General features: G+C 64.2%; 15 protein-coding genes. 12 read left to right on the top strand and 3 right to left on the bottom strand.

What is annotated here, in order from left to right; genetic code table 11:
• The first annotated feature begins 163 nt into the window (after positions 1-163).
• From AC3DEZ_RS01520 to AC3DEZ_RS01530, 3 genes are all read left to right on the top strand, one after another.
• Positions 164-1,003, top strand: coding sequence for a class I SAM-dependent methyltransferase (locus AC3DEZ_RS01520; RefSeq protein WP_488386624.1), 840 nt, complete (start codon positions 164-166; stop codon positions 1,001-1,003).
• Positions 1,000-1,851: a class I SAM-dependent methyltransferase gene (locus tag AC3DEZ_RS01525; protein WP_488386625.1), complete on the top strand. Its 852-nt coding sequence runs from the start codon at positions 1,000-1,002 to the stop codon at positions 1,849-1,851. The genes AC3DEZ_RS01520 and AC3DEZ_RS01525 overlap by 4 nt, the downstream gene beginning before the upstream one ends.
• A gap of 135 nt (positions 1,852-1,986) precedes the next feature.
• Positions 1,987-2,424, top strand: coding sequence for a hypothetical protein (locus tag AC3DEZ_RS01530; protein ID WP_488386626.1), 438 nt, complete (start codon positions 1,987-1,989; stop codon positions 2,422-2,424).
• A gap of 281 nt (positions 2,425-2,705) precedes the next feature.
• On the opposite strand, the gene AC3DEZ_RS01535 is transcribed toward AC3DEZ_RS01530, so the two are convergent.
• Together AC3DEZ_RS01535 and AC3DEZ_RS01540 are read right to left on the bottom strand one after the other, a co-directional pair.
• Positions 2,706-3,710: a hypothetical protein gene (locus AC3DEZ_RS01535; RefSeq protein ID WP_488386627.1), complete on the bottom strand. Its 1,005-nt coding sequence runs from the start codon at positions 3,708-3,710 to the stop codon at positions 2,706-2,708.
• A complete protein-coding gene (locus tag AC3DEZ_RS01540) occupies positions 3,703-4,251 on the bottom strand; it encodes an RNA polymerase sigma factor (RefSeq protein ID WP_488386628.1) in 549 nt (182 codons plus the stop codon). Before AC3DEZ_RS01540 ends, AC3DEZ_RS01535 begins: the two co-directional genes overlap by 8 nt.
• Before the next feature lie 126 nt (positions 4,252-4,377).
• Between AC3DEZ_RS01540 and AC3DEZ_RS01545 the strand changes: the two genes are divergently transcribed.
• The 9 genes from AC3DEZ_RS01545 to AC3DEZ_RS01585 all read left to right on the top strand — a co-directional run bounded on the left by AC3DEZ_RS01545 (position 4,378) and on the right by AC3DEZ_RS01585 (position 10,950).
• On the top strand, positions 4,378-5,049 hold the full coding sequence (locus tag AC3DEZ_RS01545) for a dioxygenase family protein (RefSeq protein WP_488386629.1): 672 nt from the start codon (positions 4,378-4,380) through the stop codon (positions 5,047-5,049).
• Complete coding sequence (locus tag AC3DEZ_RS01550) at positions 5,046-5,612, top strand: cytochrome b (protein ID WP_488386630.1); 567 nt, start codon at positions 5,046-5,048, stop codon at positions 5,610-5,612. The genes AC3DEZ_RS01545 and AC3DEZ_RS01550 overlap by 4 nt, the downstream gene beginning before the upstream one ends.
• Before the next feature lie 138 nt (positions 5,613-5,750).
• Complete coding sequence (locus tag AC3DEZ_RS01555) at positions 5,751-6,653, top strand: hypothetical protein (protein WP_488386631.1); 903 nt, start codon at positions 5,751-5,753, stop codon at positions 6,651-6,653.
• A gap of 54 nt (positions 6,654-6,707) precedes the next feature.
• Positions 6,708-7,115, top strand: a complete 408-nt coding sequence (locus AC3DEZ_RS01560; protein WP_488386632.1) for a hypothetical protein — start codon at positions 6,708-6,710, stop codon at positions 7,113-7,115.
• Positions 7,116-7,288: 173 nt separating this feature from the next.
• Positions 7,289-8,056, top strand: a complete 768-nt coding sequence (locus AC3DEZ_RS01565) for a DUF4440 domain-containing protein (RefSeq protein ID WP_488386633.1) — start codon at positions 7,289-7,291, stop codon at positions 8,054-8,056.
• A gap of 225 nt (positions 8,057-8,281) precedes the next feature.
• On the top strand, positions 8,282-9,118 hold the full coding sequence (gene bla / locus AC3DEZ_RS01570) for a subclass B3 metallo-beta-lactamase (RefSeq protein WP_488386634.1): 837 nt from the start codon (positions 8,282-8,284) through the stop codon (positions 9,116-9,118).
• A 121-nt stretch (positions 9,119-9,239) separates the two neighbouring features.
• Entirely contained in the window at positions 9,240-9,590 is a 351-nt protein-coding gene (locus tag AC3DEZ_RS01575) for a hypothetical protein (RefSeq protein WP_488386635.1), read from the top strand.
• A 92-nt stretch (positions 9,591-9,682) separates the two neighbouring features.
• Positions 9,683-9,994: a hypothetical protein gene (locus AC3DEZ_RS01580; protein WP_488386636.1), complete on the top strand. Its 312-nt coding sequence runs from the start codon at positions 9,683-9,685 to the stop codon at positions 9,992-9,994.
• Between the two features lie 134 nt (positions 9,995-10,128).
• Positions 10,129-10,950 carry a restriction endonuclease gene (locus tag AC3DEZ_RS01585; protein WP_488386637.1) on the top strand — a complete coding sequence of 274 codons (822 nt, stop codon included), beginning with the start codon at positions 10,129-10,131 and terminating at the stop codon, positions 10,948-10,950.
• Positions 10,951-11,258: 308 nt separating this feature from the next.
• On the opposite strand, the gene AC3DEZ_RS01590 is transcribed toward AC3DEZ_RS01585, so the two are convergent.
• Positions 11,259-11,924: an ion transporter gene (locus AC3DEZ_RS01590; RefSeq protein ID WP_488386638.1), complete on the bottom strand. Its 666-nt coding sequence runs from the start codon at positions 11,922-11,924 to the stop codon at positions 11,259-11,261.
• Positions 11,925-11,993: the final 69 nt, after the last annotated feature.

Genomic DNA, 11,993 nt, shown 5'->3' on the forward strand with positions numbered 1-11,993 from the left:
GCACGGCAAGGAATCCCGGCGGCGCGGCGAACCCGCGGCTCGGCACGGCGCACATCCGGACGCCATGGCAATTCGCGCGGACGCGGCGTCAGGACGCCACGCGGCGACGCCCGCAGTCTGGGCGCCCCCTCGCCACGTTTCCGGAACACACCGCATGAATGCCATGACCCACCCCCTCCCCAACACCCCCGACCTGGCCGCGGTCAAGCAGCGCCAGCAGGCCGCATGGTCCAGCGGCAATTACGCCGTGGTCGGCACCACCCTGCAGATCGTCGGCGAGCGCCTCGCCGAAGCCGCCGACCTGCGCTGGGACGAACGCGTGCTGGATGTCGCCGCCGGCAACGGCAACGCCAGCCTGGCCGCCGCGCGTCGCGGCTGCGTGGTCACCTCCACCGACTACGTGCCCGCCCTGCTGGAGCTCGGCCAGCAGCGAGCCCGCGCCGAACAACTGGACATGACCGTCCAGGAAGCCGACGCCGAGGCGCTGCCGTTCGCCGACGCCAGCTTCGACGCGGTGCTTTCCACCTTCGGCGTGATGTTCACCCCCGACCACGCGCGCGCCGCCAATGAAATGCTGCGTGTGTGCCGCCCCGGTGGCCGCATCGCGATGGCCAACTGGACACCGCAAGGATTCATCGGCCAGATGTTCAAGGTGCTGGGCAAACACCTGCCGCCGCCGGCCGGCCTGCAACCGCCGTCGGCGTGGGGCACGCTGGCGCACCTGCAACAGCTGTTCGGCGATCGCGCCGCCGCCATCGCGGTCACGCCGCGCACGTTCAATTTCCGCTACCGCTCGCCCGCGCACCTCATCGATGTGTTCCGCACCTGGTACGGCCCGGTGCAGAAGGCCTTCCAGGCGCTGCCGGCGGACAAGGCGGCGGAACTGGAGCGTGACCTCATCGAACTGCAGGACCGCCTGAATGTCAGCACCGCCCGCCACGGCCGCGACGCCGCGCTGCTGATTCCCAGCGAATACCTGGAAATCGTGATCACCCGCGCATGAGCCTCGAAGCCCGCCTGCAACGCCGCATCCAGCGCTACGGCTGGGACCTGGCCGCCGACGCCTACGAAGGCCTGTGGCAAAACCAGTTGTCGCGCGCGCATCGCCGCCTGCTGCAACTGGCCGCACCCGAGCGTGGTGAACGCGTGCTGGACGTGGCCTGCGGGACGGGCCTGATCGCGCTGGCCGCCGCCGAAAGCGTCGGCCCGCGCGGCCACGTCACCGGCGTGGACATCTCCGAACGCATGGTAGAAGCCGCCGCCCGGCGCGCCGCCGCGCTCGGCTTCGACAACGCCCGCTTCCTGCGCATGGAGGGCGAACGCCTGTCCTGCCCCGACGCCAGCTTCGACCTGCTCTACTGCGCGCTGGGCCTGATGTACATGCCCGAATTCGACCATGCTCTGGGCGAAATGCACCGCGTCCTGCGCCCGGGCGGCCGCATCGCCCTGGCCGTATGGGGCGAACGCGCCCGCTGCGGCTGGTCGGCGATCTTCCCCATCGTCGACGCCGAAGTCGCCAGCGACGTCTGTCCGCTGTTCTTCCAACTCGGCCACTCCGGCATGCTCACCGACCTCTGCAAGGCCGCCGGCTTCGCCGACATCCGCGAAGAACGCATCGACGCGCCGCTCTACTATCCGACCGCCCAACACGCCTGCGACGCCGCCTTCATCGGCGGTCCGGTGGCGATGGCCTGGTCCCGGTTCGATGCGGACACGCGGCGGCGGGTGCAGGCGCGCTATATCGACGCCATTGAACCCTGGCGGGAAGGCGACAGCTATCGCCTGCCGGGCGAGTTCGTGGTGCTGGTCGCGAAGAAGCCGGCGGTCTGGGAGGGACGATTGGAAGCCTGAAAGAAAGCACGCCGCGACAAGAATGGCGTTCCAAGCCATGCATTGTGTATATAGGTGGCACGAATGGATTCCGAAATCCGACCAGTGGGATGGCGAAATGACGGAATTCCGATTCAGGTCTTTGCGGGGTGATCAATGGATATAGATTCGATACGGCCCGCCATCAGCGGCGTGCTGGGTGGAATCATCGCCACCTGGTTGACCGCGAGATTGTCCCGCGGTCTTCCGCATTCATACAACGCGAAGTCCCGTGACCATCTCGCGAAACATCATCGCACCGCGATAGGGATGGCAAATGCCCTGTTCTTTGTTGGGCTCTGCTTCGGCGTCGCGCTTTATCCGATCGGCGGTTTCGCCTCGACCGACCATCGCCCATTGCTGTGGGGATTCGGCCTTGCATCGGTCATGCCCTTGCTGTCGCTTTGGCTGGTTTCGGTCATGTCCGGCCGTGAGACAAAGGAAGCGTTCGTGGCGTTCGCGTGGGGCCAGGGCAGCCCACTGTGGGCCACCTATGGAATATTGGGTGCCGGGGTTGTCGCGTTCCTGTTCGCGCTTGCGAGTCTTCGAGGCTGACCATCGCATCATCAACGACCTTGACCCGGTTCCGGTTGCGGCTGGTCGAACAGCTTCGGGCGCTACCCGCGCCGCCATGTTGTTCTTCTCGCTGAACCCGCATCCGATAGTCATGCACATTGTCCCCGGTGATGCGGGTTTCCCGCCGTATCGATCTTCGCGTCCGAACCGGTCACTGGCTATGTCGACGCCATCGAACCCTGGCGGGAAAGTGACAGCCATCGTCTGCCGGATGAATTCGTGGTGCTGGTGTCGGAGGCGTGTCGATTCCGCGCCCCACCTCACCCCAGCGCATCCCGCCAGTTCAGCCACCACGCCTTGGGCGGACGCGGGATTTGTTCCCACCAGAGGTTCATGGCGTGCACGCTGCCGTGCTGCCAGGCTTCGCGGTGGTCGGGATCGGGCGCAGGTCCATCGAACATCGTGGCCAGCCGGGGATAGATCGGGCCGGACGCGAGGGCCGGATAGCGGGTGAGCAGGGTGAGCAGGGTGAAGCGATCCGATGCCGTCGCGGTGCGGGCGACGACGGCTTCGATGTCGGACATGCGTTGCCCTTCGGACATGCCTTGATCCAGGCGCGCGACGGCGCTTGCGAATCCGCTGGTCGCGGTGGTCGCGAGCGGAATGCCGCTGCGCCGCGCGTTGAAGTCGAGCGTCGAGCCCGCCGGCACCAGGGTCTCCTGGCCGTTCACGCGATGCATGATCCAGCCGCTGGTGACGTGGATGGTTCCTTCGCCGCGTGGATCGCGGCTCATGTCGAACTCGCAACCCAGATCGACGGTTTCGCTGGCGCCCGCCGCGATGCCGAAATGGCCGGGCGGCGCCCAGATGCGCGCACGCACGCGGCCTTCCAGCAGGTCGAGACGATGGTGCCCGGTGCGCGTGTCCGAAAGCGTGATCCGCGTGCCCGGCAGAATCTCCATCCGGCCGATGCGTGCGACCCGGATCGTGGCCGACTGATCGGCGGGAGTCGCCAGCGTCTGGCCGACCGCCCACGTTTGCGGCAACGCCTGGGCGCCCGTTTCGACCGCCCACTGCCGGCGATCACTCCATTGCAGACGCCACGGCAGCCACGTCGCGATGCCGATCGCGCACGCCGCGAGCGCGGCGGCGGCGGCGAAGACGACACGGCGCCTGCGCCGGTCCGCACGTGATGGACGCGGCTTCGACCAGACCACATCGGCCCCGGGTACATGGCGATATGCGCCCAGCGCGGACGCCAGCCGTTCCAGATCCGGATCACCGGGCAGATCCGGATCCCACAGCGGGTCGGGTTTCTCAGTCATCGCTCATCTCCTCTTGCCGGACGATGCCCAGTGCCTTGCGCAGCCGGCCCATGCCGCGATGAAGATTCACCCGCACCGATTGCGGCGTCAGGCCGGTCAGCTGCGCGATCTCCGGGCCGCTCAAGCCTTCGACCAGGCGCAGGATCAGGGTCTCGCGATAGGCCTCGGGCAGTCGCCGGATCGCGCGCAGTGCCTCGCTCGCCTGCGCCATCGATTCGGGTCCCGCGCCGGGCCAGGCCGGATCATCCGCGTCCGCGAGATCCCGTTCCTCGACGGCGATCGCCGGCCGGGTGCGTCGCGCGATCATCGCGATCCAGGGGCCGAAGCGTTCCGGCTCGCGCAGTTGGTCCAGCTTGCCGAAGGCGACGGCGAAGGTTTCCTGCGTCAGTTCCTCCGCCCGCGCCCGCGAGGTCGTGCCCAGATGGATGGCGTGCACCAGCGGCGCGAAGCTGCGGTAAAGCCACGCGAACGCCACCTGTGACCCCCGTTGGGCCGCTTGCACGTGCCGGGCGATGTCCTGGGGCGGTGTCGCGGCCTTCATGTCCTGGCGAATCCGGGCGGTGTGGAAAGAGAGGGCATTCGCGGGCGAAGTGTTAACCGCCGGGATGGCGTTAACGCCGCCACGGGAAATCCGCTCTTCATCAGCGAACCCACCCGGAGCGCACCCATGCCTCATCCCCTGCCGCCCATCTTGAGCCTTGCCGTGGACACCGCGCGAGCCTCGACCCTGTTTCTCCTGCTGGCCGCGTGCGGTCGGGCCGACGCCGGCACCACGCCGGTGGTCGGATTGCCCTGCGAAGACTGCGACGTGCCCATGATCGGCCTGCCCGCCGCGCCACCGACGGAAGTGCGTCTGGCGCCGGAAGCCGAACCCGGCGAGCGCCTGCGCCTGAGCGGGCGGGTGACCGACGCGCAGGGCCGGCCGCGCCAGGGCGTGATCGTGTATGCGCACCAGACCAACCGGCAGGGCGTCTATCCGGGTGAGAAATCGGACCGGGATCCCGGCATCCGCGGGCATGGCCGGCTGCGCGCCTGGGCCAGCACCGATGCCGACGGCCGATACACGTTCCTCACCATCCGTCCCGGCAGCTATCCGGGCACGCGCATGCCGCAGCACATCCACCTGTACGTCATCGAGACCGGCTGCGCGCTGTACTACATCGACGACGTGCTGTTCCGCGACGACCCGCACCTGACCCCGGCGGTGGCGCGCAGGATGGATCAGGGGCGCGGCGGCTCGGGCATCGTCACGCCGGAACGGATCGCGGACGGATGGCGGGCGACCCGCGACATCGTGCTTGGCCGCAACATTCCCGGTTACCCGGACTGCGCGCGATGAGGGTCGAATCCGCCGGGCGGTATCCGCTCGCATTGCGGCTGTTGCACTGGCTGCTCGCGGTGCTGCTGTTGGCGCAGGTGATGCTCGGCTTCGCGGCCGAGCGCTGGACGTCGCGCGCGATCTCCGACGCGCTGTTCCCGCTCCACTTCAAACTGGGTGTCCTCATCCTGTGCCTGATGGCCCTGCGCCTCGGCCTGCGCCTGCGCTTGCCGGTGCCCGATGACAACGACGATGCCCCGCGCTGGCATCGCCGGATTCGATCCTGCATCCACGCGTTGATCTACCTGCTGGTCCTGGCACTGCCGATCAGCGGCCACGTCATCTGGGTATGGATGGGCGCCGATCGCACCCTGCTCGGCGGACTTCAGATACCCGCGTTCTTCGTCCCGCCGGACGACGACGAAACCGGACGCGCGATCGCCTGGTACGTACACGTCTACGGCGCCTGGACCTTGTCGGTGCTGGTCGGTCTGCACGCGGCGGCGGCGGTGTTCCGTCAATGGCGGCGGAAGGATGGCTTCATCGCCCGGCGCATGGGATTCGGCAGGGTCAGGCCGGCCTGAGTGCGCGCTTCGGGCCGGCCCCGCAACGGCGCCCGGCGCCAAATGGCGCCTCCGTCCGGACTTCGCTATCGTGGCGCCACCGCCGCGCGGCGGGAGGGGCAAGGAAATCGGGGAGGCAGGATGCAAGCGAGTCACTGGATGTGCCTGACGGTCATCGTCGCGGCACTGGGGCTGGTGGGTTTCGGCGGCAAGTCGCGGCCGGCGATACCGATGCTCACTCCCGTGCAGATCCAGTATGTCGACGAGCCGCTGAGCGCGATGCAGCTGCCTGCCGATACAGTGCGCGTGCCGGATAGCCAGATGATCGTGGCAGGCCCCCACTACTCCGCCGGATCGATGCTGTTTGGTGGTGCCCTGGGAGCGCTCGTCGACATGGCGCGGAGCAATCGCGAGTCGCAGCGCCTGATGAAAGAAAATCCGGACGTCGCACTACATTTTCAACTGAATGAGCGGGCGCGCGAAATTACCCGGACGCGACTGGCGCAGATGTCACCGGGCAAGGTCAACACATTCGCTGCTGACGGCACGTCGCGCCTTGAGGTGCGGGTGATGGTGGTTCTCAATTTCACCCATGACAATGCTTACGCACGGCCCTACGTTTGGCTCAAAGCAGGCCTGGTTCCGGCAGGGATAAATCATGCGACCTGGCAGACCAACTACTTTGCATCCTGGGGACCGGCCCGGCCGATGCAGGGTGAGGATGGCTGGTCGGCGAAAGGCGGAGCAGAACTCCGCCGCACCGTGGATATCGCGCTCGAAGAGGCCATCCGCGTCATGCTGGCGGATGTGTCCCAACCGTTTCCCCGTGAGGCATCCACGATCCAGATCATCAAGATGGACTACCCGTACGAGCGCGAGGCCATGAGCTCCAAGGTCTATCGTCTGGGCGAGGACGAAAAGTTCGTGTACTTCATGCCCAAGGTGGGTGATGCCTGGGGCAAGGCCGGTGTGCACGCGGTCGACAAGTACATGCTGGAGTACTACACGGGGACCGGTCGCTTCGCACCGAAGGCGACGGAGCCGGCCGGACATTCCGATTGATCCCACCCCCGGCGTTTGGCCGGTTGCCGCAAACCCATCGATCTGGAGGTCTGGATGATCAAGCCCGCATGCATGCTGACACTGTTCCTGTTCGCCGGCACGGCACAGGCCGGAGACGATTTCGATGCGCGCGTTGCCCGCGCGAAAAAGGTGGAGCGCTCATCGCCTGTCGGGCGCGAATACCTGATGCGGTACATGCCGGAGACAAATGCGACGTTCGAAAATATATACCGCGATTGCCGCCAACACGGCATCAAGGGCAAAAAGGAAATCTTCACGGTGGTGTTCGATATTGACGCCGAAGGCCGAATTACCAATATCGCCATCGCGGAGAAGGACCGGGACGAATACGCACAGTGCTATGCGAAAGGCCTTGCCCAGATAAAGGGGCCACCACCACCGGCATCGTTCGCGGAAAAAGGATTCCCGGTCGTGATTCAGGCCTCACACGACATCCGCTGATGCTTCCATCGACAGGCCAGGGTTACCGATAGCCGAAGCGGCCGTCACAGGAGAACGGCTCGGTTGAGACCGCTGCCTGTGCCGAGGATCCATCGAAAGCCGTGACCTATGACGCTTGAGGCGGGAACGGGAATAGCGCCCAATCAGGTCTGCTGAAGCGGAGGCGTTGGGCCATGAAGCGGATCCGGTTCCTGATGACTGCGTTGCTCCTCGTGGCCGCAGCGGCATTGCAGGCCGCCGAGAACGATGAAGCGCAGGTCCGCGCCGCCGACACACGGTTCTGGGCCGCCTACGACGCCTGCGACATGACGAAAATGGGCAACCTGCTCACCGCCGATGTCGAGTTCTATCACGACAAGACGGGATTGACGGTTTCGCGCGAGGCGCTGATTGATTCGTTGCGAAAAGGCGTCTGCGGCACCGCCGGCATGCGGTTGCGGCGTGAGGCGGTGGAAGGAAGCCTCACGTTCCATCCCCTCAAGGACGGCTACGCCATCCTGTCCGGTACGCATCGGTTCCATGTTCATGAAACAGGAAAGCCCGAGCGCCTGGATGGGCAGGCCGAATTCACCACCGTCTGGAAGTTCGCCGACGGCCAATGGCGCATGCATCGCGTACTGAGCTACGGCCATGGCCCGGTCCCTTACACGCCGCCGTCCGTCACGTTCGCGCTCGATCCATCGACGCTCGCCACCTACGCGGGCCGCTATCGCTCAGCGCGGATTGGCGACATTCTCGTTTCCGTCGACGGGGACCACCTCAAACTCACCGCCGGCAGCTTTGTGGCCACGCTCTATCCCGAGACGAAAACCCGCTTCTTCGCCCGGGAGCGCGACCTGCGCTTTGAATTCGAAAGCGACGAGGCGGGCAGGGTGCGCGCGCTGGCGGTGTTCGAGAACGACGCGGCCAGCGAACGGGCCGAACGCGCCGAGCCTAACTAGGACAGGCGGGAAGCGATTCCCGGCCAGCACCCGGCAACGAACCCGGCACCGGAATCGGCCGCATGCCGAGCCCATCCGTCCATTAGAACAACTCATGCGTCACACAAGTTTTGGTGATTTGTGCGCCGGGGCCCGCCGGGGCAATGTCCCGATCCTTCCAGACAGAGGACGGCGGTGGGCATGAACACAGGTCATGGGTTTCGTTCGGTGGTTCGGATTCTTGCGATGGTCATGGCCAGCGTCGTGGCGCTACCGGTCCTGGCGCACGATCCTCCGGAATGGTCGGAACCCATCAAACCCTTCCGCATCGCCGGCAATGTCTACTATGTCGGCACACAAGGGCTGGCCGCCTATCTCATCAAGTCGAATGAAGGCGCCATCCTGCTCGACGCCACGCTGGCGCAGAACGCCAGCCAGATCGAACGCAACATCGAAAGCCTGGGCGTGCCGCTGCGCGAGGTGAAGCTGCTGCTCAGCGACCACGCCCATGCCGATCACGTCGGCGCCATGGCGCAACTCAAGCGGGACACCGGCGCGCGCTTCCTCGCCAGCGAAGGCGACCGCTGGGCGCTGGAGAACGGAAGGAACGAGGGCGACAACAACTACGGCGTCATGCCCTTCGAGCCCATCCCGGTGGACGAGGTCATCCGCGATGGCCAGATCGTCCGCCTGGGCGACGTCGAACTGACCGCCCACCTCACTCCCGGCCACACCCGCGGCTGCACCAGCTGGAGCATGACCGTGGACGATCGCGGCACACCGCGTCGGGTGCTGTTCCTGTGCAGCATCACCGTGGCCGGCAACACCCTGATCGGCAACAAGGCCTATCCCGGCATTGCCGAGGACTACCGCGCCACCTTCGCCAAGCTCGCCGCCATGCGCGCGGACATCGTGCTGACCAGTCACCCCGAGATGGCGGATGTGCTGGAGCGGGCGGTCAAGCGCGATTCTGGGGAGGCGGATGCGTTCATTGAACCCACCTTGCTTCCCACGCTGGTGAAGGATTTCAGCGCGGCGTTCGAGGAGGTGTTGAAGGAACAGGAAGCCGCGAAGCGGCCTTGACTGAGGGGTTCGTGAAGCATTTGGACAAAGCGGCGTGCGGTCCCGGATGCACGTGTGAATGACGGCGCCGGTCCGAAGAGCATGTGGCTATACTCTCCCCACACAATGGGGGTTTGCATGTATGAAGACCGCATTGATTCCGTTTCTCTTCGTTGTCGCCACCTTGACTGGGTGCGGTTCCGCGCCCAATGAAGAAGAACTGGTGGCATTTGCCCAGGCCGCTTCAAAAATATTGAAGACCTCTGGAGAGGGCGAGCTTTCACCGGAGAGTTGGTCGTCTCCACTTTCCGATCTGGAACCCACTCGGGTATACGTTACGAAAGAGGGGCTCTATCTAGTCATCTCATCGTCCTTTGCCGACGAGCGCGGACTTTTCGTACCCCGCAATCCTGACTTTGCTCCGCAGGCTGGAACCGACCCCGCCTATACCCCTGTACGAAGCGGCGTATTCGCCTACCGTATCAAGGGGTAGCCTGGGTCCCCGAAACGCCCGACCGCACGAGGGAAGTAATAGCTCCTCGAGTGATGCTTCTGTTGTGTCCATCCGTTTAAAGGAGTTCAGTTTTGCAATCCTGGGGGCCGATTTCCGTCAGCGAATTGGAAGCGCTCGTAGCAAATCAGCTCAACGAGTGTTCGCAAGCCCAACGGACGTACTTCGATACTTATCGAGTAGTGCCCTATGCGGTGCCATTCCAGCGTCGATATGGGTTGGAGCATGTGCTGGTCGTGGCCAATCTTCCCAATGGGCTTCTGTACTTCGAGGATATCGAAGAAGGTTTCGAGCTGGGAAAGCTGGATGCCAACGGTAGGCTTCACGACAGCGGCTGCAATCAGATTTCCCTGTCCCAGGCATTGGCTCGGTCGGGCATTCAGTAGTTCAAGGTCTCACTTCAAACAGCCGGACCGCCCTTCCGATACGTCGGCAGGTCACCCGATAGACGGCGTGGCCGCACCCTTCAATAGCGCCCAGATTCGCGCTATGGTCCGCCCGGGGTAATGGGGAAGGCCACATGGGACGTGGTAAACGCAATCTCATCGACGCGCTGGCGGGCCTGCCTTGGCCGGTCGGTCTGGTGGTCGGTGCGCTGGGCTATCTCACGCTCGCTCACGGCGTGCCCATGTGGTTCGCCCGTCAGGGCGGGCCCTTCGCGCAGGCGTCCGCCGGTGCGTCCAATCCCTTCGGGCTGCTCGCCTGGCTTTTTCTTGCGCTGTGCACCATCGGCGCGCTTGCCTCATTTTTCAGGGCCCGGCGCACCCGCCGGCTGCTGGATACACGCACCGGTCTGGAAAGCATCGCCGCGCTGGGCTGGCGCGACTTCGAGCGGCTGGTCGGCGAAGCCTTCCGCCGTCGCGGCTACAGCGTCGAGGAAACCGGCCTGGTCGGCGCCGACGGCGGCATCGATCTGATTCTGCATCGCGACGGCCGACGCATCCTGGTGCAGTGCAAGCAATGGCGACGCCAGCGCGTGCCGGTCAATGTGGTGCGGGAAATGTATGGGCTGATGGCCCATCACCGGGCGGATGAGGTGCGGATTGCGGCATTAGGAGGGTTTACGCCGGATGCTGAGCGGTTTGCCGAGGGGAAGCGGATAGAGCTGATCGACGGTTCGACTTTGTTGATGATGATCGAAGAAGGACGTGCTGTGAGCTCGGGGGTAATTGACGCAAGGCATCGGATAGAACCAAAGCTAGTTGCGGCCGAAGAAAAATTGATAGACGTACCGTCATGTCCACGATGTGGCGAAACAATGGTTCACAGAGTTAATCGGCGGAGTGGAAGTGGATTCTGGGGATGCTCAACGTTTCCTACGTGCAAAGGAATTCTTAATTGAGTGCATCGAGTACAGATTGGAGAGTGGAATGACCGCTTTCGACCCGAAGCGGACGTCGAAGCAAGTTCGGAAAATAGCGGAATGCCTTGGAGAAGGGTCTTGGTAGTGTGACTAATGATCGATCCATGACGTACTGGCAGAGCTTCGCACGCCCCATAGAGATAACGCATGTACCCAGAGCTATTCTCATCCGCGACGTCTTCCGCAGTGTTTTATCCAAGCTTGACCTCAGCCTCCTCCAGTAGAAACTGGATAAAGTCGCAGGAGTAAATCGAGATCCAGCCGGCCCAGAAATTCCCTTCGCACTTTTATTGTTTTCGCATTGCTTCGCTGAACGCAGAGGCAAGGATGCCTGTCGGCATGGCGATGAGGCCAATTCCGGATACAGAAACCAAGCCGGCAACAAACTTCCCGGCCGGTGTGATGGGGTAGACATCGCCATAGCCTATCGTCGTGAGGGTAATGACAGCCCACCACAATGCCCGCGGAATGCTGCCGAACTTGTCGGGCTGCACATCACCCTCAATCCAGTACAGCGCCGACGCACCGAAGATCAGCAGGGTGCTCGCGAGACCAAGAGTCACCATCAGTTCGTACTTTCGAGACGAAACTACGCCGTAAAGCAGCCTCAGGGCGCTCGACATCCGACCCAGCTTGGCAAGGCGAAAGATGCGCAACAGTCGCACTAGGCGCAACGCCATGACGTTGATGGCGAAGAAAGGTACCAACGTAATGACGATGATGGATAAGTCCAGCAGGGCACTAGGCCTAAGCGCGAAGCGAAGACGTTCAACGGCGGGACTAACCCCCGGGCTCCTTCGCTCAACTACGCTCCACAGACGGGCGATGTACTCGATCGCGAAGAGGATCCCAAGGCCAAGCTCAAGTGCGCTGAAGGTCTTGGCGAACCTTCTAACTAGGCTGGGTTCGGTTCCAACGATGGCACTAGCCGTGGCCAATATAATCGCGCCCACCAGAATGATGTTGGTAGGAGACAGTCCTCGCGTGGGCCAAGCCCTCGGGTCCAGCTGGACGTGGACCCA

The organism is Pseudoxanthomonas sp. 134C1 (assembly GCF_057773065.1).